This window comes from Promicromonospora sp. NPDC090134, from assembly GCF_044746965.1.
Taxonomy (GTDB): domain Bacteria; phylum Actinomycetota; class Actinomycetes; order Actinomycetales; family Cellulomonadaceae; genus Promicromonospora.
On record NZ_JBIVCZ010000001.1, the window covers coordinates 477,458 to 498,112 of the forward strand.

The window sequence follows — 20,655 nt, forward strand, 5'->3', positions numbered from 1 at the left end:
TAGCGGAGGGGCGGCAGGTGGACGCCGGGCTCACGGCGAGGCCCAGCAGTAGACCCCGGCGCCCTCGGCGTCGGCGGTTCGGGCGAGTGCGGCCAGGTCGTGCAGGAACGCGGCGAGCGGGGCCGGATCATCTGTCGCGAGCTCCTCGGTCTGCGACCACCGGTCCGCCGCGTCGAGCAGCCGTTCCTCGCTCGCGCCCCCTTGCGCGCTGAGCAGTCCCGGGCGAACCCGGGCGACGACGGCCCCGGTCTCCATGGAGAAGACCACCTCACCCGTCGGGCCATGCCCGACCACGTCTCCATAGACTCGACGTCGTGGACTTCTACAACGCGTACGCCCACGGGTTCGCCCGGGTCGCGGCCTGCACCATCCCCGTCGCCGTCGCCGACCCCGCGGCGAACGCCGCCGTCGTGCTCGACCAGGCGCGGCGGCTGCACGACGACGGCGTGGCCGTCGCGGTGTTCCCCGAGCTGTGCCTGAGCGGATACGCCATCGACGACCTGCTCATGCAGGACACCCTCCTGGAGTCGGTCCTGGACGCCCTCGCCGACATCAAGGAGGCGAGCGTCGACCTCATGACGATGCTCGTGGTCGGCGCGCCGCTCCTGGTCGGCAGCCGCCTGCTGAACGCCGCCGTCGTCGTGCACCGCGGGCGGATCCTCGGTGTCGCACCCAAGTCCTACCTGCCGAACTACCGCGAGTTCTACGAGAAGCGGCAGTTCGCCTCCGGCGACGAGCACCGCGGCACGCTCACCCTGCTCGGCGAGGAGGTCCCGCTCGGCTCCGACCTCATCTTCCGGGCGGACGACGTGCCCGGGCTCGCGATCCACGTCGAGGTCTGCGAGGACATGTGGGTGCCCGTGCCGCCCAGCGCGCTCGCGGCGCTCGCGGGCGCGAACGTGCTGCTCAACCTGTCCGCCAGCCCGATCACCGTGGCCCGGGCCGAGGACCGTCGCCTGATCGTGCGCAGTGCGAGCTACCGCTGCAACGCCGCCTACGTCTACACGGCGGCGGGCCAGGGTGAGTCCAGCACCGACCTGTCCTGGGACGGCCAGACCATGGTCTACGAGGCCGGCGACCTGCTCGGCGAGACCGAGCGGTTCCCGGACGGCCCGCGGGCCACCGTCGTCGACGTCGACCTCGACCGCCTGCGGCAGGAGCGGCTGCGGCAGGGCACCTTCGACGACAACCGGCGCGGTCTGGGGATGGCGACGACGGGTTCGGCCGGCGACGGCGGAGACTTCCGCGAGGTCGCGTTCAGTGTGCACCCGCCGCAGGGTGACATCGGCCTGCGCCGCAAGGTGGACCGCTTCCCCTTCGTGCCGGACGACGCCGAGCGCCTCGCCCTGGACTGCTACGAGGCGTACAACATCCAGGTCACCGGGCTGGAGCAGCGCCTGCGCGCGATCGGGCAGCCGAAGGTGGTCATCGGCATCAGCGGCGGCCTGGACTCCACGCACGCGCTGATCGTCGCGGCCAAGGCGATGGACCGGCTGGGCCGGCCGCGCACCGACATCCACGCGTTCACCATGCCGGGCTTCGCCACGACCTCGGAGACCAAGGGTCGCGCGGTCCGGCTCGCCGAGGCCCTGGGCGTGACGTTCCAGGAGCTCGACATCCGGCCGGCCGCCGAGCAGATGCTGCGCGACCTGGACCACCCGTACTCCGACGGCACCAAGCAGTACGACGTCACGTTCGAGAACGTCCAGGCCGGGCTGCGCTACGACTACCTCTTCCGGCTCGCGAACCACCGCGGCGGGATCGTGGTCGGCACGGGCGACCTCTCCGAGCTCGCGCTCGGCTGGTGCACCTACGGCGTGGGCGACCAGATGTCGCACTACGCGGTCAACGCGGGCGTGCCCAAGACGCTCATCCAGCACCTCATCCGCTGGACGATCGACAGCGGCCAGTTCGCGGCGGAGGCGAACAGCCCGGTCAACGTGGTCCTCACGGAGATCGTCCAGCAGGAGATCACGCCCGAGCTGATCCCCACCGAGGAGGGCGAGACTCCGCAGTCCACGGAGGCGACGATCGGCCCGTACGCCCTGCAGGACTTTACGTTGTTCCACGTGCTGCGCCGGGGCTACCGCCCCTCCAAGATCGCGTTCCTGGCCTGGCACGCGTGGAGCGTGGCGGACGACGGCGAGTGGCCGCCCGGCTTCCCCGACCAGCGGCGCACCGCCTACGACCTGGCGACGATCCGGGGCTGGCTCGAGGTGTTCGTGCGCCGGTTCTTCGCCTCGCAGTTCAAGCGGTCGGCGCTGCCGAACGGCCCGAAGGTCTCGCCGGGCGGCACGATGTCGCCGCGTGGTGACTGGCGCATGCCGTCGGACGCGTCGGCGGCGGCGTGGCTCGCGGAGCTCGCGAAGAACGTCCCGGAAGCCTGATCCGTGCCCGGTCGTGAGGCCTGACACAAGCCCCGTTCCGCGTGTTCTACGAGGAGTAGGGTTCCGTCATGCCTGCTGTCCCCGTTGCCCTGGCCCGGCCCGGTAGCCGTCGCCTCGTCCGCCTGATCACCGTGTTCGCAGCGGTCCTGACCTTTGTCGCGCTGCTGCTGGTGGCCGGCCCGGCGAGCGCTCACGACCAGCTCCTGTCCTCCGACCCGAAGGACGGCGCCACGCTCGACGAGCAGCCGACGAGCATCGCGCTCACGTTCAGCTCCGCCCCGCTCGACACGGGTATCGAGGTGGCGCTGGTCGGCCCGGACGGCACCAGTGCGAAGGGCACGGACATCACGGTCGACGACGAGGTCGTGACGGCGCAGCTCCCCGAGGACCTGGCCCCGGGCGAGTACGACGTCGCGTGGCACGTGGTCTCCTCCGACGGCCACCCGATCGACGGCGAGTTCACCTACGCGGTCGAGGGCGAGCCGGAGCCGACCGAGGAGCCCACCGCGAGCGACGAGCCCGAGATGTCCACGCAGGAGGCCGCGCCTGCCGACGAGGAGCCGGCCGCGACGGACGAGGCGAGCACGCCCACGGAGCTCGCGGGCGCCGGGGACGGCTCGGGCCCCAGCGGGCTCGCCGTGGCCGGCGGGATCCTCGCCGCGGTGCTGGTCGTGCTGGGTGCCGTGGTGATGATGCGGCGCAAGATCCTCGAGAACGACCGGCTGCGCCAGTCGGGTGAGCCCGGGTCCGAGGACCCGGACGCAGAGAAGCCCAACGAGAACCCCGACACCAAGGGCTGACCGAACCTGTCGGAGGCTCAGGTCACCTGCGTGACCTGTGTGTCCGACACGCGGCCGGAGGCCCGGACCGCCAGGATCACCGTCACCACGGCGGGCGCCAGCAGGACGGCGCCCGCCGTGTTCACGGCCTCGAACCCGCCCCAGGCGAGGAGCGGCCCGGCGAGCGCGGCCGAGGCGGCGCCGAAGTAGTTCATCAGCGCGTCGGTCGCGCCCTGCAGCGGCAGCTTGACGTGCGGCTCCGCGACGGACGCCAGCACCGCCGACGAGGCGATGAGGCACGCCGACCAGCCGAGTCCCAGCAGCACCAGGGCGACCGCCGTGAGCACCTCCGCGTCGAGGGCCGGGGCGGCGGCACCGTGCCCCGCGTGCGCGCCGGCGTCGGGCACCGCGGCTGAGGCCAGGGCGGCTGCCGTGAACCCGAGGGCCACCGCCGCACCCTGCAGCGCCATCCCGCCGACGGCGACGCGGATGGGGCCGAAGCGGTCGGTCAACCAGCCGAACACCGGGCTGAACGCGAACATCCCCAGCACGTGCAGGCTGATGACGATGCCGACGAGCTGCAGCGACATCCCGCCGTGCTGCATGTGCACGGGCGTCATCACCATCACCATGATCATCACGCCGTGCGCCACGGCGGTGGTGACCACGGCGAACCGGGCACGGGGATGGCCCCAGGCCCACCGCAACGCGGTGCGGGCGCCCGTCCGGGGTTCGGCGTCCCTTGCCCTGCCGGTCCGCCCGCCGGCGTCGTCGGCGGGCGCCGCACGGCCTGCCACAGCGCGGTCCGCGCGGTCCACCGCCGCGCTCGGCCGATCCCGGTACAAGCTCAGCAGCAGCAGTCCGGCCAGCAGGTACGCGACGACGGAGAACAGGTAGGGCCCGCCGAGGTCGGGCACGCCGAACCCGCCGCCCACGACGGCGCCGGGCGCCGCGAGGTTGGGCCCGACCACGGAGCCGACGGTCGTGGCCCACAGGACGATCGACATGGTGCGGGCGCGGGTGCCGGACCCGACGTTGTCGGCGGCGGCGTAGCGGGACTGGAGGTTGGTCGCGTTCGCGACGCCGTAGAGCATCAGGCCGACCAGGAGCACCACGAGCTGGCCCAGCACCGCCGCCGTCACGATGAGCAGCGCGCCCACGGTGGACAAGGCGTAGCCGAGCGACAGGGCCCACCGGCGTCCGCGGAGCTGGGCGAGCGTCGCCAGCGGGATGGAGGCCACCGCCGCGGCGAGCACGCTGACGGCCTGGGCGAGACCCGCCACGGAGGTGCCGCCCAGACTCTCCGCGAGCAGGGCGCCGACGGCGGCGCCGGAGGCGACCCCGACCCCGGCCAGGAGGTTGCTGAACACGAGCACGACGAGGTTTCGGCGGGCGTGCGGCGGATTCTCCACGATTTCCTCTCATTGGCCCGGGTGTACCGGAACGGTAGACCGCTCTGGGTTGCGGAAGTCATCGGATAGTGCGGGCTGACGCGGCCGCGGGAGCCGTCACACCGTCGTCGTCCACAGGTTCGTACACAGGTTCGCGTCCTCTGTGAGCAGAAAGTTACGCACGACTCGCCGCGGAAAGGCCTGTTCTCCGCGAATTCCTGCCGATCTGCTGGCAGTATGGGGCCTCGTCGTCGGGCGGGTACCGCCGCACGACGTGACCGAAGAAGGGAAACGCATGTCGCTCAACAAGTCCGAGCTCGTCTCGGCCATCGCCAGCAAGGCCGAGATCAACAAGACCGAGGCCGAGGCCGCGCTCAACGCCTTCCAGGAGGTGCTGATCGAGTCGCTCGCCAAGGGCGAGGCCGTCAAGGTGACCGGCTTCCTCTCGGCCGAGCGCGTCGAGCGTGCCGCCCGCACGGGTCGCAACCCGCGCACCGGCGAGGAGATCTCGATCCCGGCGAACTTCGGTGTCAAGATCAGCGCCGGCTCGCTGCTGAAGAAGGCTGTCGCCAAGTGACGCTTCGCCGCTGAGCTCTTCAGCGACGCGAAGGCCCGGCTCCCCCTGGGGGCCGGGCCTTCGCATGTCCGGGGTCAGAGGTCGCCCTTGCGCTCCAGGTACCGCATCGCCACCCAGCCGATCGGGATCCGGCCCCAGTAGGTGCATAGGCGGTACAGGATCGTCGCGGAGAACGCGATGGTCGCGGGCACCCCCGCGGCCGACAGGCCGGCCGTCAGGGCGCCCTCCACGCCGCCCAGGCCGCCGGGGGTGGGGATGAGCGCCCCCAGGGCGTTGCCGACCAGGTTGACGAGCGCGATGTCGACCAGCGAGAGCGACTCGCCGAAGGCCGCGAGGCAGCACCACAGGGCCACGATGTAACCGAGCGTCATGATCAGGTTCCCGGCCACGCCCAGGGCCAGGCGGCCCGGGTGGCTCAGCATCTGCGCGAGCCGCGGCCACACCTGGCGCAGCCTCGGCCCGATGAAGCCCATGCCCCACCGCCGCACCCGCGGCACCAGCAGCGTCGCGACGACGGCGAGGGCCACGCCCGCCAGCGTGATCAGCACGGCCGGCGACGGCAGCTCCACGAGCGCCCCCGAGCCCGTGAAGACCGACAGCGCCACGAGGAGCAGCACCGTGACCACGAACTGCGACACCTGCACGAGCGCAACGGTGGCGACGGCCATGGACATCGACACGCCGCGCTGGGTCAGGAGCCGCAGGTTCAGCGCGGCCGGGCCGATCCCCGCGGGGGCGGCCAGGGCCACGAACGAGCCGGCGGCGGCCGTGAGCGTGGCGCGCCCGATCGGCACCCGCGCCGGGGAGAACGCGACCAGGGTGAGGCCCGCGCCGAACCAGGTGACGAGGGCGAGCACGAACGCGACCGCGACCCACCACGGGTTGGCCTCGCGCACCGCGGTGGCGATCTCGTCGAAGTTGATGGTCGTCACGATCACGGCCACGGCGACGATCGCCACGGTCGTGGTCAGCACGGTGCGCGCGCTGAACCGGGAGATGCGCTGCGGCTGTACGCTGGCCTCGGGCAGACGCTCCACCAGCGCGTTCCGCAGCTCGCCCATGAGCCCCTTCGCCTTGCGCACCTCGTCGCGAGTCGTCCGGGGCAGCGCGATCGTCTGGATCAGGGGCCCGATGGCGGCGATGTCGGCGTCGGGCAGGGCGCGCACCGCGGAGGCGACTGCGCGCCGCGGGCCCACCCGCAGCCCGATGAGCGCGAGCATCTGCACCAGGTCGAGGCGCCGGGACAGCGGCGACGACGCGATGTCGCCCTGCTCCCAGCCGGTGATCCACACGTGCGCCCGGCCGTCGGCGTCGCGGTGCGTGAGCAGGACGTCCTGGGTCAGCGCGCGGTGCGTGAGGCCCACGGCGTGCGCCCGGCCGAGCTGGTCCCAGGCCTCGGCGAGCACGTCCTCGTGCAGCTCGTCGCCGGGCACGTCGCGCAGCGAGACGGCGTCCGAGGCGTGCTCCAGGACGAGTGCGATCGAGTCGCCGAACTCGCCGATCCCGAGGAGCCGCGGCGTGCGGACACCGGCGGCGCTCGCCGCGTACGACAGCAGGGCCGTGCGCTCGGCCACGGCCTTGAGCGAGATCGCGGCCCGGCCCTCGATGCCGCGCAGGCGCAGGGCCCGCCACAGCCGCGTGATGAGGCCGACCACCTGGCGGTCGCCGTCGAGCACCACGACGTCGCGCCGTACGCCGTCGTCGCTGTACAGGGCGTACACCCGGTTGTCGCCGGCCCGGCCCAGGGCCAGCGCGGCCGGGTCGTCCGGCGGGCCGTGCTCGACGGCGAGGGCGGACGCGACGGCATGCCCGGCGTGCTGCGCGGTGTCCTGACCGGGGGCGCGCTCGGACACGGCGTGCACGCGGGCCAGCGACGTCGGCGCGAACCCGGCACGCCGTACTGCCGTGACCAGGTCGGCCCCGTAGGCGCGCTCGCTGCGGATGCCCGACACGTACTGGACGGTGGAGCCCGCCAGCCGGCCCAGCAGCAGCGCGACGAGGGTGCCCGGCAGCGAGACCTGCCCCGTGATCAGCACGATGAGCAGGGCGAGGAACATCAGGTTCCACGAGATGCGCACGGTGCGCCGCCGGGTCGCGGGCCCGGCGACGGTGAGCATCGCCGTCAGCGCGACCGCGAACTCCGGGATGGTCAGGACGTACCCCGTGCCGCGCTCCCAGACCGACATGCCGCGCACCAGCTCGTCCGAGCCCAGGTGGCGCACCAGGACGGAGGTGAGCACGCCGATCAGCAGCCCGAGCACCCCGGCGACGATGGACTCGACGATCTGCCGGCCCAGCCGGCGCACGCCCAGCTCGATCATCACGGCGACCGGGGCGAACAGGATGACCAGGCCCTGCAGCACGGCGACGGGCACGAACAGGATCGTGGCCAGCAGGTCGTTGAAGCTCCGGACGTCCTCCGTGACGCCCGCGGTGGTGCCGTGCGCCACGACCGACAGGAACATGACGCCCGCGGTGCCGAGGGCGCACGCGATCATCCAGACGAGCGCGCGCGGGTGCCGCACACGCTCCTCCGGGGTGTCGACGACACTGACGAGGCCGCTCTCGAAGGGCACTGCCTCCGGCACGTCGGACACATCGGCACCGGCGTCAGCCCGGCCGGTGCGCGAGTTGGACATGCTCGCGATTCTAGAGCCGTTGAGGCTCGCTTGACCGGGAAGTAGGTGTGACGCCCGGAATATCCGGGTCAGGTCGACGGCGTCCCCGGCGTGGGTCCAGGCATCCTCACCGGATCCCGAGGGCCTCGCGCCATTCGGCCGGGACGAGGGCGTAGCCCACGAACGCCACGATGTCGAGCAGCGTGTGCGCGACGACGAGCGGCAGGATCCGGTGCCGGCCGCCGGGCTGGAACCGGGGCGAGGTGTAGAACCACGAGAACACGACGCCCATCACGACGTTCCCGATGAACGGCCCGATGCCCTGGTACAGGTGGTACGAGCCGCGCAGCAGCGAGCTGGCGACGATGAACCTCACGCGGTTCCAGCCGAGGTCCCGTGTGCGCTCGTACAGGTAGCCGACGGCGATGACCTCCTCCAGCAGGCCGTTCTGGAACGCGCTGAGCAGCAGCACCGGGACCGTCCACCAGTACGCGTCCAGGGCGCTGGCCTGCACCTCCACGGTGATCCCGACCGCGCGTCCGAGGGCGTAGAAGGCGAGGCCCGGGATGCCGATCGCGGCGGCCAGGGCGAAGCCCCACCCGAGGTCGCGGCCCGGCCGGGACGCGTCCAGGCCGAGGCTGCGCACCGCGCTGCGGCCGTTCGCGCTGAGCAGGTACAGCGCCAGGGCCACCGGCACCAGCGCGAACCCGATGCTCAGGAGCTGGTAGACGAGGTCGAGGTACGGACGCTCCGACTGGCTCGCGTTGAGCGTGGCGGTCTGCTCGGCGAGCGGCGTCCCCGCCGTCAGCCGGGCCACGATGTTGACCAGTGCGTACACGCCGGACTGGCCCAGGCTCAGCCCGAGCACGATCCACACCTCCGCGGTGATGCGGCGGCGGGAGAGGGGCTGCTCGGTCACGGTCACGTCCGGAACCTACCCCGCGTGGCCGGCAGTTCGTCGGCCGGCCACGCGGTGGCTCAGCGGTTCGAGGCCCGCCGCACGAAGTCCGCGAGGTCCGCCGACTGCGCGACCCGCGACTCGGGGTGGATGTACATCATGTGGCCCGCCGGGTAGACGCGGGTCTCGATGCGCTCGCGGTAGGACGCCGGGATCGCCATCTGGTCGAGGCTGTACTCGATGGCCTCGACCGGCACCCCGCCGTCGTACCGCCCCATCGCGATGTGCACCTGGAGGTGCGGGTTGAGGATCATCGCGGTCGCGAGCTTGTCGGCGACGTCGACGGCCTTGCCCTCGAACTCCTTGTACGACCAGGGGTGCACGTGCCGGGAGAGCACCTCGTAGATCGCGTCGTGCTCGTACCCGAGCTCGCCGCGCAGGTAGTGGTGCAGCGCCGCGGTGTACGGGCCGGAGGTGGCGGTGAGGAACGGGTCGTACGGCATCTGCTCGTGGATGTAGTGGTCCGCCGGGCCGGTGAACCGGGTGTCGAGGCGCCCCGTGACCAGCCGCCGCGCGCGCAGCAGCTCCGCGTAGACCCGGGTGTGCTCCAGGCGCAGGTTGGCGCGGTCCACATAGTCCTCGCTCAGCCCGGTCAGGGACGCGATCTTGGCGACGGCGGCGGCGCGCTCGTCGTCGGGCACGCGCGCCCCGCGGGCCAGGACGGAGCTGTAGGTCTCGGCCCAGTCCCGGGCCTCGGCCACGACGTCGTCCAGGGCGCGGTCGCCGAGGAGGCCGTGGTAGTGCGCCGTCGCGGCGTAGACCGGCAGGAAGAGCGGGTGCGGCAGGTTGGAGTGCTCGCCGTCGAACAGCGCCTCCATGTTCAGGGCCGGGGCCACCAGCATGACGCCGTTCAGGAACATGCCGAAGCGCTGCTGCAGGTACTCGGCCAGGGCCGCGCCGCGCGTGCCGCCGTAGGACTCGCCGATGAGGAACTTGGGGCTCATCCACCGGTCGTTCCGGCTCGTCCACAGGCGGATGATCTCGCCGACGGACTCCAGGTCGCCCGTGAAGCCGTGGAACGGCTTGGCCTGCTCACCCTCGGTGGCCCGCGAGAAGCCCGTGGAGACGGGGTCGATGAACACGAGGTCGGAGACGCGCAGCAGGGTCTCAGGGTTGTCGATCAGCCCGTACGGCGGCGCGGTCAGGTTGCCGACGTCGCCCGAGTCGACCCGGCGCGGGCCCAGCACCCCCAGGTGCAGCCACACCGACGACGACCCAGGGCCGCCGTTGAACGCGAACGTCACCGGCCGCCGCGTCACGTCGGCGTCGTCCAGCGTGTAGTACGTGATCGAGACCTCGGCCTTGGGCTTGCGGCCGTCGTACTTGTCCTCCTTGACCGCCTCCTGGCGCAGCACGATCCGGCCGGTCGTGGCGGAGTACGCCAGGTCGCCGTCCGGGGTGTGCAGGGTGTGGTGCGTGGTGACGAGGTCGTCGGCGGGCTCGGGCTTCTTCGGCGGTGTCCCCTCCGGCGACGGCTTGGTCGCCTCGGGCTGATCGGTGCTGGTGCTCTTCTCGTCGGTCACTCGGGGAACCTATCGCGCGGCCCTGGGCTGCCTCCTCGAGACCCGGCTTTCTCCGCTTTGGCGCGCCGCAAAGCGGAGAAAGCCGGGCCTCGAAGGGGGGCTGCAGCACCGGGCGCGCACAAAGTGGTTGCGCACCACGGCCCGGTCCGGCAAACTGGTTTGCAGTACAAACCAGTTTGAGAGGCGAGGCGATGACCATGGCAACCGATCCGACGTCGGGAACCCCCGCGGAACCCGGGCGTTCCGCGGAGCCGGCGCAGCCCGGCGACGGCGCGGGTCTCGACCCCGCCGCGACGCTGCGCCTGATCCGGCAGCAGCAGGAGGCGGCGCGCGACGCCACCGAGCCCGACGGCCGCCTGCTGTTCGGCGCGTGGGGGCTGGCGTGGCTGATCGGGTACCTGGCCATGTGGAGCACGGCGCGCGAGACGGGTACGCCCGAGCCGTGGGCGGGCTGGGTGTTCGCCTGCTGCATCGCGGGCGCGACCACGTTCACGATCGTGCACAGCATCACCCGGACCGCGGGCACGCGGGGCGCCAGCGCCCGGATCGGCGCGCTGTACGGCTGGACCTGGTTCCTCGCGTTCACCGCGCTCGGCGTGGTGCTGGGCGCGATGGGCAACGCCGGGGCGTCGCCCGAGATCATGGCCATCGCCGCGAACGGCTTCGCCTGCGTCATCGTGGGCCTGATGTACATCGCCGGCGGGCTGCTCTTCGAGGAGAACCGCATGGCCCTCGTCGGCGGCTGGATGCTGGTCGCCGCGGTGCTCGCGGCCTTCGCGGGGATGCCCGCCACCTACCTGGTGATGGCCGTGGCGGGCGGCGGCGGGTTCCTGGTCATGGCCGTGGTGGAGCAGGTGCTCCGGGCGCGGCGCCGATCACCCGGCTCCGCGGGCAGGACGGAGGGCGGTGTGTTGCGTGCCTGAGGACCTCGACCCGGTCATCCACGCACCCGCCCGGCTGCGCGTCGTGGCCTCCCTCGCGGCCCTGGGCCGCGGCGACGAGGTCGCCTTCCCCAAGCTGCGCAAGCTGCTCGACATGACCGCCGGCAACCTGTCGACCCACCTGCGCAAGCTGGAGGACGCCGGGTACGTCCGGGTCACCAAGACGCACGAGGGCAGGACGCCCGCGACGTACCTCGCGCTCACCGATACCGGCCGCACCGCGTTCGCGGACTATCAGGCGGCACTGATGGATCTTCTGAAGGGAGCACAGTCATGAGTGCGGTAGAGGTCAGCGGGGTGACCCGGCGCTTCGGCGCCGTCGTCGCCCTCGACGACGTCTCGCTGGAGGTGGGGCACGGTGAGCTGGTCGGCCTGCTCGGCCCCAACGGCGCCGGCAAGTCCACGCTGCTGTCGCTGGTCAGCGGCCAGCGCCGCCCCGACGCCGGGGTGGTGCGCCTGAACGGCCACGACCCGCGGGACGCCCGGTCGCGGACCGTGCTGGGCCTGACCCCCCAGGAGACCGGTCTGCCCGCGACGCTGCGGGTGCGCGAGGTGGTCGACTTCGTGGGCGGCCACTACCCCGACCCGGTGCCCACGGGCGAGCTGCTGGAGCAGTTCGGGCTGGCGGACCTGGGCAAGCGGCAGACCGGGTCCCTGTCCGGCGGGCAGAAGCGGCGGCTGGCCGTCGCCCTGTCGCTGGTCGGCAGGCCGCGCGTCGTGCTGCTCGACGAGCCCACCACCGGGCTCGACGTGTCCGGCCGGGGCGCGCTCTGGGACGCGATCCGGGAGTACCACGCGGGCGGCGGCACGGTGCTGCTCACCTCGCACTACCTGGAGGAGGTGCAGGCGCTCGCCGAGCGGGTGGTCGTCATCGACCGCGGGATCGTGCTCGCCGACGACTCCCTCGACACGATCCTCGGCCGGGTGGGCGCGCGTCGTGTGCAGTTCACGGACGCCGAGGGCACGCGGCAGGAGCACCTCGTGGCGGACTCCGACGCGTTCGTGCGCGACCTGGTCCGCGCGGGCACGGAGTTCCGCGACCTGGAGATCCGGGGCGCCTCCCTGGAGGAGGCGTTCGGCCAGCTCGTCGACGGCGCGAGCGACGTCGACACCACCCACGAGGTCGACGCCACGAACGAAGGAGCGGTCCGATGAGCGCCACCACGAGCACCACCGGAGCCGGGGCCCCGGGCCTCGACGCCCCGGCCGGGCAGACCCGGTCGATCTGGGTGCTGTCCTGGCTGCACCTCAAGTACCAGTTCCTGGAGACCGTCCGGGTCCCCATCGCGGTGCTCGGCAACGTGCTGTTCCCGTCGCTGGCGATGTTCTTCTTCGTGGTGCCGCAGGAGTCGGTCGCGGGCAACCCCCTCTACGCCACGATCGCGGTCGCCGGCCTCGGCCTGTTCGCCGTCTGCTCCGCCAGCCTCTTCACCTATGGCCTGGGCGTGGCCGAGGACCGGCAGCTGCCCTTCTACCCGTTCCTGCGGACGCTGCCCGCCGGGCCCGGGCCCCAGATGGTGGCGCGCGTGCTGAACGGCGGCATCTTCTCGCTGTTCGGCCTGCTGCCGCTGATCCTCATCGGCTGGCTGTTCACCGCGGCGACCCTGACCGCCGGCCAGCTCCTCGCGGGTATCGGCACCATCCTCGCGGTCTCCGTGCCGTTCGTGCTGCTCGGCATGGCCATCGGCTACAAGCTGTCCGCCAAGGCGGCCCTGCCCGTGGTGCAGGTCATCCTGTTCCCGCTGGCCTTCGCGGGCGGCCTGTTCATGCCGCCCCAGATGTTCCCCGCCTGGCTGGACGCCATCTCGAAGGCCACGCCCACCCGGGCCGGCCGCGACCTGCTGGTCCAGGCCACCACCGGCATGGACGCCTACGCGCTGGCGCTTCCGGTCCTGGCCGGGTGGACCCTGCTGTTCGCCGTGCTGGCGATCCTGGCCTACCGGAGCGACGAGGGCCGCCGCTTCCGCTGACCCCGCACCCGACGAGGGGGTCAGCCGGCGCGGCGCAGGCGCAGCGAGTTCGCCACCACCAGCACCGAGCTCGCCGCCATCGCCGCGCCCGCGACCATCGGGCTCAGCAGCCCGGCCGCCGCCAGCGGGAGCGCCGCGACGTTGTACGCGAACGCCCAGAACAGGTTCTGCCTGATGATCCGCAGGGTCTTCCGGGACAGGCGTACGGCGCTCGCGGCGGCCCGCAGGTCGCCGCGGACCAGCGTGATGTCGCCGGCCTCGATCGCCACGTCGGTGCCGGTGCCCATCGCGAGGCCCAGGTCCGCCGTGGCCAGGGCGGCGGCGTCGTTCACGCCGTCGCCCACCATCGCCACGGTGCGCCCCTCGGCCTGCAGCCGGGCCACCACCGCGGCCTTCTCGGCGGGCAGCACGCGCGAGATCACGTCCGCGTCGGGGATGCCCACGGCGCGCGCGGCCACGAGCGCCGCGCCCGCCGAGTCGCCGGTCAGCAGGTAGGGGCGCAGGCCCAGCTCCTGGAGCTCCGCGACCGCCTCGGCCGACGTCGGCCTGGCTGGGTCGCGGAGCGCGATCACACCGCCCGCCGCGCCGTTCCAGGCCACGACCACGGCGGTCGCCCCGGCCTCCTCCTGCTGCCCGACGGCGGCGCGTACCTCCGCGGAGACGGTCACCCCCTGCTGGGCGAGCCAGTCGGGGCGGCCCACCAGCACGCGCCGGGTGTTCAGTGCGCCGTCCGGGGCGAGCCCCGCGTGCGCGCGCCGGACCAGGCCCTCGACGCCGCCGCCCGGGTGCGCGACGAAGCCCGTGACCTCGAGCGGGGTCCCGGGGTCCGGCTCCGCCGCGGCCCGGCCCGCCGCCGCGACGGCCCGCGCGATCGGGTGCTCGCTCAGCGCCTCGACGGCGGCCGCGTACCGCAGCGCCTCGGGGGCGTTGGTCAGGTGGTTCGCGTCGTCGGCGGCCTCGGCGTCGTCGGGCCGTGCAGGCCCCTCGTCGTGGCCGGGGGCCGCGCGCCGCACGCCGGCCATGGCCGGGCTCCGGTCGGGGCTCCAGACGTCGACCACCCGCATGCGGCCCTCGGTGACCGTGCCCGTCTTGTCGAGCACCACGGTGTCCACGCGGCGGGTGCTCTCCAGGATCTCCGGGCCACGGATCAGCACGCCGAGCTGCGCGCCGCGGCCCGTGCCGACCAGGATCGCCGTGGGCGTGGCCAGCCCCAGGGCGCAGGGGCACGCGATGATCAGCACCGCGACGGCGGCGGTGAAGGCCGCCTCGACGTCGCCGGTCAGGGCGAGCCAGGCCGCCAGCGTGAGCACGGCCAGGGTCAGCACGACCGGGACGAACACCGCGGAGATGCGGTCGGCGAGCCGGGCCACGGGGGCCTTGCCCGTCTGGGCCCTGGCCACGAGCCGCCCGATGCGGGCGAGCATCGTGTCCTCGCCCACGCGCGTCGCGCGCACCAGCAGGTGCCCCGAGGTGCTCACCGTGCCGCCCACGACGTCGTCGCCCGGGGTCACGTCCACCGGCACCGGCTCCCCGGTGACCAGGGACGTGTCGAGCGCCGAGGCGCCCTCCACCACCGTGCCGTCCGTGGCGACGGTGCCGCCCGGGCGCACGGCGAAGACGTCCCCGACCTGGAGTGCGGCGACCGGGACCGCGGTGGTGCGCCAGCCGCCGTCCGGCAGGCGGAGCGGGGTGCCGTCCGGGCCCAGCGCGATGCGCTCCGCGTCCTTGGCGCCCAGGTCGAGCAGGGCCCGCAGGGCGTCGCCCGCACGCCGTCGCGACCGGTGCTCGGCGTACCGGCCGGCCAGCAGGAACGTGGTGACCACGGCGCCGACCTCGAAGTACAGCGCCGGACCCGTGCCGTGCCCAGCGGGCCGGACGGTGTCGGCGACCAGCACCCAGAGCGACCACAGGGTCGCCGCGACCACGCCGATCGACACCAGCGTGTCCATCGTGGAGCTCCCGTGCCGGGCCGCGCGCACGGCGGCGGCGTGGAACGGCCAGGCGCCCCACACGACGACGGGCAGTGCCAGGGCGGCGACCACCCACTCGGCGCCCGGGAAGGACAGCGCGGGGACCATCGACAGCAGGAGCACCGGGGCGGTGAGCACGGCCGAGACCCGGAGCCGGCGGAGCAGGTCCGCGCCGCGGTACTCGGCGCCGGGGACGGGGGGCGCGTCGTCGGCTCCGGCCGCGTCGTCCGGGCCGGAGGCCGGTACGCCGTCCGCCGCGGCGCCGTCCTGCCCCACTGCGCCGGTCGCGCCCCGACGCCGCGTGACGCGCGCCTCGTACCCGGCGGACTCGACGGCGTCGACCAGGTCCTGGTCGGTCACCTCGGACGACAGCACGACGTGCGCCGACTCCAGCGGCAGGTTCACGGTCGCGGCGACGCCGTCGAGCCGGTTGAGCTTGCGCTCGACCCGGGCGACGCACGAGGCGCAGGTCATCCCGGACACCGCGAGCTCGACCTCGCCGAGGGGGTGCAGGGCCTCAGCGGCAGGCACGGTTCTCCTTACGGGGGTGGGACGTCCGGGTCAGGACGGGACGATCGGCAGCATGCGGGTCGCCTGGCGGCCCGGGGCCTGCGCGGCGGACTCGGCGGCGACGGCGTTCTCGAGCACCTCGACGTCGGCCACGTCGTAGCCGGCCTCGTCCACGGCGTCGCGCAGGGGCGCCTCGGCGAGCGGGAGCTTGGAGATGACGCGGACCAGCGAGGTCTCACCGGCGTGCAGCTCGACGATCACGTCCTGGACGTCCGGCACGCCCCGCAGCTCGTTGGTCACCGCGGACACGCAGTGCCCACAGGTCATGCCGGTCACGGCGAGCTTGGTCACGGTGGTCATGTCGTCTCCTCGGTTCGTGGGCTGCTGGACGTGCGGGTGCTGCCGGCCGTGCACGGGATGCTCGGCGTTCACATGCGGACGAGGCGGGCGATCGCCTCCGAGGCCTCCCGGACCTTGGCGGCGCCCTCGGCGTCGGACGCCTTGGCCGCGTCCACCACACAATGTCCCAGGTGGTCCTCGACGAGCGCCAGGCTCACCGCCTGCAGAGCCTTGGTCACGGCGCTGACCTGGGTGAGCACGTCGATGCAGTACTCGTCCTCGTCGATCATCCGCGCAATGCCGCGTACCTGCCCCTCGATGCGGCGCATCCGCTTGAGGTAGCCGGTCTTGTCGGACGCGTAACCGTGCGGCCCGTCGTGCGCACCGGCCGCGTCGTGGTGCAGGGTGTCGTCGTGCGGGGTGGCGGCCTCGGTCGCCTCGGTGGTCTCCGTCGCCTCGGTCATGCGACCATGAGATACCCCTCCGGGGTAGTGCGTCAAGTGTCCGGGCCACAGTCCGCGGGCGGCGTCCGTCACCTCCCGGATCGGATACCTTTCGTCCTGAATACCCCAGATTCCCCCGAGAGGTCCTCCCGTCGGCATGTCCGCTTCGATGTCTCGCCGCCTCCTGCTCGCCGCGCTCGCCGCGGCCGGACCGCTCGCCCTCACGGCGAGCGCGGCACCCACGAACACCCCCGTGCCGCCGCCCGCGGTGGTACCCGCCGCGACGCGGAAGGCCCAGGCGCAGCAGGCGCCCCGGATCTACCTCGCCGGCGACTCCACCGCGTCCCAGAAGTACGCCCCGGTCTTTCCCGAGACCGGCTGGGGCATGGGCCTGCCCTGGTACGTCGCGCCGCGGATCGAGGTCCTCAACCACGCGATGAACGGGCGCAGCTCCAAGAGCTTCATCGCGGAGGGTCGCCTCGACGCGATCCTGGACGCCGTCCGCTCCGGCGACGTGCTGCTCGTGCAGTTCGGGCACAACGACCAGAAGGCCGACCCGGCGGTCGGCACGGACCCGTGGACCACCTACCCGGCACACCTGCGCCGCTACCTCGACGGCGCCCGGGAGCGGGGCGCGCGCCCGGTGCTGCTGACCCCGGCGGAGCGCCGCCGGTTCGACGCCGCCGGGAACGCCGTCGCGACCCACGGGTTCTACCCGGACGCGATGCGGGCGCTGGCCGCCGCCGAGGGCGTGCCGCTGGTCGACATCGCCGCGCAGACCCTGGCGCTGTGGCAGGAGCTCGGGCCGGACGGCACCCAGGTGTACTTCCTGAACACCTACGAGGGGCGGCAGGACAACACGCACTTCAACACCCCGGGCGCCCGCCTGATCGCGCGGATGGTGGCGCGCGGCCTGCTCGCCGCGGGCGTCCTCGCCGAGAACCAGGTGCGCCGCCTCGACGAGAGCGTCCCGGTCGAGTGGTTCACCTGGCCGGAGGAACCGCCCGCGGCGACCTGAGCCGTCAGCCCATCGCGGCGTCGATGTTGGCGACGACGACGGCGACGACGGCCACGGCGGCCCACAGGAGCAGACCGAACCGCCACCAGAGGTTGAGGCTCAGCCGCTTGGGCGCGTCCAGCGCCATGGCCTCGGCGTCCGACAGCGGGCGCGTCGCCCAGCCCGCCTCGGTGGCGGTCGCCAGGCTGTACTGCAGCCCCCACGAGAACCGCAGCAGCCAGAACAGGTGGACGTACGAGTAGCGCAGCACCAGGGCTCGCCCCGCGTCGAGCGGCGCCGTCTTGCTCTTGCTGCCCCAGCCGAAGAAGACCATGTTCTTTTTTCCCTCGTCTCGAACCGTGCGCACCGTGCGCACGGCGAGCGAAGCGTGGCAGAGCGCGGGCCAGCGGTCAGTGGGGAGAACTCCCCACCCGTGGCCGGCGGACGCCGTCCGTCGACAGCGGATGAGGTTCGCGGTCGCGGATGAGAGTCACCGGGGCCCGGCGTAGCGTGACAAGGGACCGAAGCCAGTTCAAGGATGACCTGGAAGGGGTAACCCAACATGCCTGGAAACAAGGCGGTCGCTTACCGCGAACCCGGCGTGGTTGAGGTGGTCGACATCGACTACCCGACGTTCGAGCTCCGGGACGGACCCGGGGTCAACCCGGCCAACGTGGGCCGCAAGGTGCCGCACGGCGTGATCCTGCGGACCGTGGCCACCAACATCTGCGGCTCCGACCAGCACATGGTCCGTGGTCGCACCACCGCGCCCCCGGGACTGATCCTGGGGCACGAGATCACCGGCGAGATCGTCGAGAAGGGCCCGGACGTCGAGTTCCTCGACGTGGGCGACATCGTCTCGGTGCCCTTCAACATCGCGTGCGGGCGGTGTCGCAACTGCAAGGAGCGCAAGACCGGCATCTGTCTCAACGTGAACCCGGACCGGCCGGGGTCGGCGTACGGGTACGTCGACATGGGTGGCTGGGTCGGCGGCCAGGCGGAGTACGTCCTGGTGCCGTACGCGGACTTCAACGCGCTCAAGTTCCCCGACAAGGACCAGGCGCTGGAGAAGATCCTCGACCTGACGACGCTCAGCGACATCTTCCCCACGGGCTTCCACGGGTGCGTGAGCGCCGGCGTGGGCGTGGGGTCCACGGTGTACGTCGCGGGTGCCGGACCGGTGGGGCTGGCCGCCGCGGCGTCGGCCCACCTGCTCGGCGCGGCCGTCGTGATCGTCGGCGACCTGAACAAGGAGCGGCTGGAGCAGGCGCGGTCGTTCGGCTGCGAGACGGTAGACGTCGCGGCCGGCCCGATCGGCGACCAGATCTCGCAGATCCTGGGCGGCGATCCCGAGGTGGACTGCGGCGTGGACGCCGTGGGCTTCGAGGCCCGCGGGCACGGCGCCGACTCGTCGACCGAGCACCCGGCGGCCGTGCTGAACGGCCTCATGGAGGTCACGCGGGCGGGCGGCTCGCTGGGCATCCCCGGCCTGTACGTCACGGGCGACCCGGGGGCGGCGACCGAGGCCGGCAAGGTCGGCTCGCTGTCCCTGCGGCTGGGGCTCGGCTGGGCCAAGTCGCACGCGTTCACGACCGGTCAGTGCCCGGTGATGAAGTACCACCGCGGCCTGATGCAGGCGATCCTGCACGACAAGGTACAGATCGCGAAGGCGGTCAACGCCCAGGCGATCCCGCTGACGGAGGCGCCGTCCGGGTACCACGCGTTCGACGAGGGCGCGGCGGAGAAGTTCGTGCTCAACCCGAACGGCTACATCAAGGCTGCCTGACCCCCAGTTGAGGCGGCCACCGCCGCTGGTCGAGCTTGTCGGGACCTGGGTCTCGACAAGCTCGACCGGCGAGTGGGCTCAGTGCGGCGTCGCGGCCGCGGCCGCCTGGGCCGCAGCCGGGAGCGCGTCGAGGATCCGCTGCACGGCGGCGTCGTCGTGCGCCGCGGAGACGAACCAGGCCTCGAAGACCGACGGCGGCAGGTTGACCCCGGCCGCCAGCATCGCGTGGAACAGGGCCGTGTACCGGAACGTCTCCTGCGCCTGGGCCTGCGCGTAGTCGCGCACGCCCGACGCCGCGGCGAGCGGCCCGAAGAACACCGAGAACAGCGAGCCCGCGCGCTGCACGCGGTGCTCGACGCCGGCGACGGTCAGTGCCTCGCCGACCGCGGCCGACAGCACGCGTGAGACCTCGTCGACCCGGGCGTACACGGCGTCGTCGGCCAGCCGCAGGGTCGTCAGGCCCGAGGCGACCGCCACGGGGTTACCGGACAGCGTGCCCGCCTGGTACACGGGCCCCAGCGGGGCCAGGTGGTCCATGACCGACGCCGGCCCGCCCAGCGCCGCCACCGGCATGCCGCCGCCGACGACCTTGCCGAACGTGAACAGGTCGGGCGTGTAGCCCTCGCCCCCCGCGGCCCGGATCGCGCCGTTCTCCACGCCCCACCAGCCGGCGGGGCCCACGCGGAACCCGGTGAGCACCTCGTCCATGATGAACAGGGCCCCGTGCGCCGACGTGATGCGGCGCAGACCCTCGTTGAAGCCCTCTGCGGGCGGCACCACGCCCATGTTCGCGGGCGACGCCTCGGTGATGACGGCCGCGATCTCGGAGCCACGCTGCGCGAACGCCGCCTCGACGGCGGCCAGGTCGTTGTAGGGGAGCACCAGGGTCTCGGCGGCGGTCGCCTCGGTCACGCCCGCCGAGCCGGGGAGCGCGAGCGTCGCGACGCCGGAGCCGGCCTCGGCCAGCAGCGCGTCCATGTGCCCGTGGTAGCAGCCGGCGAACTTGATCACGAGCGGCCGGCCCGTGACGCCGCGGGCCAGGCGGATCGCCGTCATCGTCGCCTCGGTGCCCGTCGACACGAGGCGCACGCGCTCGGCCGCGGGGACCCGGCGCCGGACCTCCTCGGCGAGCTCGACCTCGGCCACGGTCGGGGCGCCGAACGACAGGCCGCGCGCGGCGGCGTCCTGCACCGCGGCGACGACGTCGGGGTGCGCGTGCCCCAGCAGCGCGGGGCCCCACGAGCAGACCAGGTCCACGTACTCGCGCCCCGCGACGTCCGTGACGTACGGGCCGCGGGCCGAGGTGAGGAAGCGCGGGTCGCCGCCCACGCTGCCGTAGGCGCGGACCGGCGAGTTCACGCCGCCCGGGATCGCGCCCTGCGCGCGCAGGAACGCCGCGTGGTTGGCCTCGGGCGCCCGGCGCAGCGCCTGGGCCTCGACGGTGTCTCGGTTCTGTCCGGTCACTT

19 protein-coding genes are annotated in these 20,655 nt (G+C 73.2%); 9 read left to right on the forward strand and 10 right to left on the reverse strand.

All coding sequences use genetic code 11. The annotated features are described in order from the left end of the window. Positions 1-30: 30 nt before the first annotated feature. Positions 31-294: a hypothetical protein gene (locus tag ACIPN7_RS02110; RefSeq protein ID WP_400537505.1), complete on the reverse strand. Its 264-nt coding sequence runs from the start codon at positions 292-294 to the stop codon at positions 31-33. Between the two features lie 20 nt (positions 295-314). On the opposite strand from ACIPN7_RS02110, the gene ACIPN7_RS02115 reads away from it, so the two are divergent. Both ACIPN7_RS02115 and ACIPN7_RS02120 read left to right on the forward strand, forming a co-directional pair. Next, the gene (locus ACIPN7_RS02115) at positions 315-2,387 is read left to right on the forward strand and encodes an NAD(+) synthase (RefSeq protein WP_400537507.1); all 2,073 of its coding nucleotides are present in this window, start codon (positions 315-317) and stop codon (positions 2,385-2,387) included. 68 nt (positions 2,388-2,455) lie between these two features. Beyond that, positions 2,456-3,187: a copper resistance protein CopC gene (locus ACIPN7_RS02120; protein WP_400537509.1), complete on the forward strand. Its 732-nt coding sequence runs from the start codon at positions 2,456-2,458 to the stop codon at positions 3,185-3,187. Positions 3,188-3,204: 17 nt separating this feature from the next. Here the strand turns inward: ACIPN7_RS02120 and ACIPN7_RS02125 are convergent, their stop codons facing one another. Further along, entirely contained in the window at positions 3,205-4,578 is a 1,374-nt protein-coding gene (locus ACIPN7_RS02125; RefSeq protein ID WP_400537511.1) for an MFS transporter, read from the reverse strand. 274 nt (positions 4,579-4,852) lie between these two features. Here ACIPN7_RS02125 and ACIPN7_RS02130 point away from each other — a divergent pair, with 274 nt between their 5' ends. Then, positions 4,853-5,134: an HU family DNA-binding protein gene (locus ACIPN7_RS02130; protein ID WP_020015632.1), complete on the forward strand. Its 282-nt coding sequence runs from the start codon at positions 4,853-4,855 to the stop codon at positions 5,132-5,134. Between the two features lie 74 nt (positions 5,135-5,208). Here the strand turns inward: ACIPN7_RS02130 and ACIPN7_RS02135 are convergent, their stop codons facing one another. The 3 genes from ACIPN7_RS02135 to ACIPN7_RS02145 all read right to left on the reverse strand — a co-directional run bounded on the left by ACIPN7_RS02135 (position 5,209) and on the right by ACIPN7_RS02145 (position 10,233). Further along, positions 5,209-7,773, reverse strand: coding sequence for a flippase-like domain-containing protein (locus tag ACIPN7_RS02135; RefSeq protein WP_400537514.1), 2,565 nt, complete (start codon positions 7,771-7,773; stop codon positions 5,209-5,211). A gap of 106 nt (positions 7,774-7,879) precedes the next feature. Then, a complete protein-coding gene (locus ACIPN7_RS02140) occupies positions 7,880-8,677 on the reverse strand; it encodes a CPBP family intramembrane glutamic endopeptidase (protein WP_400537516.1) in 798 nt (265 codons plus the stop codon). A 53-nt stretch (positions 8,678-8,730) separates the two neighbouring features. Then, positions 8,731-10,233, reverse strand: coding sequence for a S10 family peptidase (locus ACIPN7_RS02145; RefSeq protein ID WP_400537518.1), 1,503 nt, complete (start codon positions 10,231-10,233; stop codon positions 8,731-8,733). 197 nt (positions 10,234-10,430) lie between these two features. On the opposite strand from ACIPN7_RS02145, the gene ACIPN7_RS02150 reads away from it, so the two are divergent. From ACIPN7_RS02150 to ACIPN7_RS02165, 4 genes are read left to right on the forward strand one after another with little or no spacing between them, the layout of a single operon-like run. After that, positions 10,431-11,156 (forward strand): hypothetical protein, encoded by a 726-nt coding sequence (locus tag ACIPN7_RS02150; protein WP_400537520.1) that lies wholly within the window; start codon positions 10,431-10,433, stop codon positions 11,154-11,156. Then, positions 11,149-11,451, forward strand: a complete 303-nt coding sequence (locus ACIPN7_RS02155) for a transcriptional regulator (protein ID WP_400537522.1) — start codon at positions 11,149-11,151, stop codon at positions 11,449-11,451. Before ACIPN7_RS02150 ends, ACIPN7_RS02155 begins: the two co-directional genes overlap by 8 nt. After that, on the forward strand, positions 11,448-12,329 hold the full coding sequence (locus tag ACIPN7_RS02160; protein ID WP_400537524.1) for an ABC transporter ATP-binding protein: 882 nt from the start codon (positions 11,448-11,450) through the stop codon (positions 12,327-12,329). The genes ACIPN7_RS02155 and ACIPN7_RS02160 overlap by 4 nt, the downstream gene beginning before the upstream one ends. Next, positions 12,326-13,144, forward strand: coding sequence for an ABC transporter permease (locus ACIPN7_RS02165; protein ID WP_400537526.1), 819 nt, complete (start codon positions 12,326-12,328; stop codon positions 13,142-13,144). Before ACIPN7_RS02160 ends, ACIPN7_RS02165 begins: the two co-directional genes overlap by 4 nt. 20 nt (positions 13,145-13,164) lie before the next feature. Here the strand turns inward: ACIPN7_RS02165 and ACIPN7_RS02170 are convergent, their stop codons facing one another. The 3 genes from ACIPN7_RS02170 to ACIPN7_RS02180 all read right to left on the reverse strand — a co-directional run bounded on the left by ACIPN7_RS02170 (position 13,165) and on the right by ACIPN7_RS02180 (position 16,427). Next, positions 13,165-15,645 (reverse strand): heavy metal translocating P-type ATPase, encoded by a 2,481-nt coding sequence (locus ACIPN7_RS02170; protein ID WP_400537528.1) that lies wholly within the window; start codon positions 15,643-15,645, stop codon positions 13,165-13,167. Positions 15,646-15,675: 30 nt separating this feature from the next. After that, a complete protein-coding gene (locus ACIPN7_RS02175; protein ID WP_400537530.1) occupies positions 15,676-15,984 on the reverse strand; it encodes a heavy-metal-associated domain-containing protein in 309 nt (102 codons plus the stop codon). Positions 15,985-16,052: 68 nt separating this feature from the next. Further along, positions 16,053-16,427, reverse strand: coding sequence for a metal-sensitive transcriptional regulator (locus ACIPN7_RS02180; protein WP_400537532.1), 375 nt, complete (start codon positions 16,425-16,427; stop codon positions 16,053-16,055). A 136-nt stretch (positions 16,428-16,563) separates the two neighbouring features. Here ACIPN7_RS02180 and ACIPN7_RS02185 point away from each other — a divergent pair, with 136 nt between their 5' ends. After that, positions 16,564-17,424: a rhamnogalacturonan acetylesterase gene (locus ACIPN7_RS02185; protein WP_400537534.1), complete on the forward strand. Its 861-nt coding sequence runs from the start codon at positions 16,564-16,566 to the stop codon at positions 17,422-17,424. A gap of 4 nt (positions 17,425-17,428) precedes the next feature. Here ACIPN7_RS02185 and ACIPN7_RS02190 read toward each other — a convergent pair whose 3' ends face one another. Continuing rightward, complete coding sequence (locus ACIPN7_RS02190) at positions 17,429-17,770, reverse strand: hypothetical protein (protein WP_400537536.1); 342 nt, start codon at positions 17,768-17,770, stop codon at positions 17,429-17,431. Between the two features lie 195 nt (positions 17,771-17,965). On the opposite strand from ACIPN7_RS02190, the gene fdhA reads away from it, so the two are divergent. Then, positions 17,966-19,189: a formaldehyde dehydrogenase, glutathione-independent gene (fdhA, locus tag ACIPN7_RS02195; protein ID WP_400537538.1), complete on the forward strand. Its 1,224-nt coding sequence runs from the start codon at positions 17,966-17,968 to the stop codon at positions 19,187-19,189. 78 nt (positions 19,190-19,267) lie between these two features. Here fdhA and hemL read toward each other — a convergent pair whose 3' ends face one another. Then, positions 19,268-20,653, reverse strand: coding sequence for a glutamate-1-semialdehyde 2,1-aminomutase (gene hemL / locus ACIPN7_RS02200; protein WP_400537540.1), 1,386 nt, complete (start codon positions 20,651-20,653; stop codon positions 19,268-19,270). Positions 20,654-20,655: the final 2 nt, after the last annotated feature.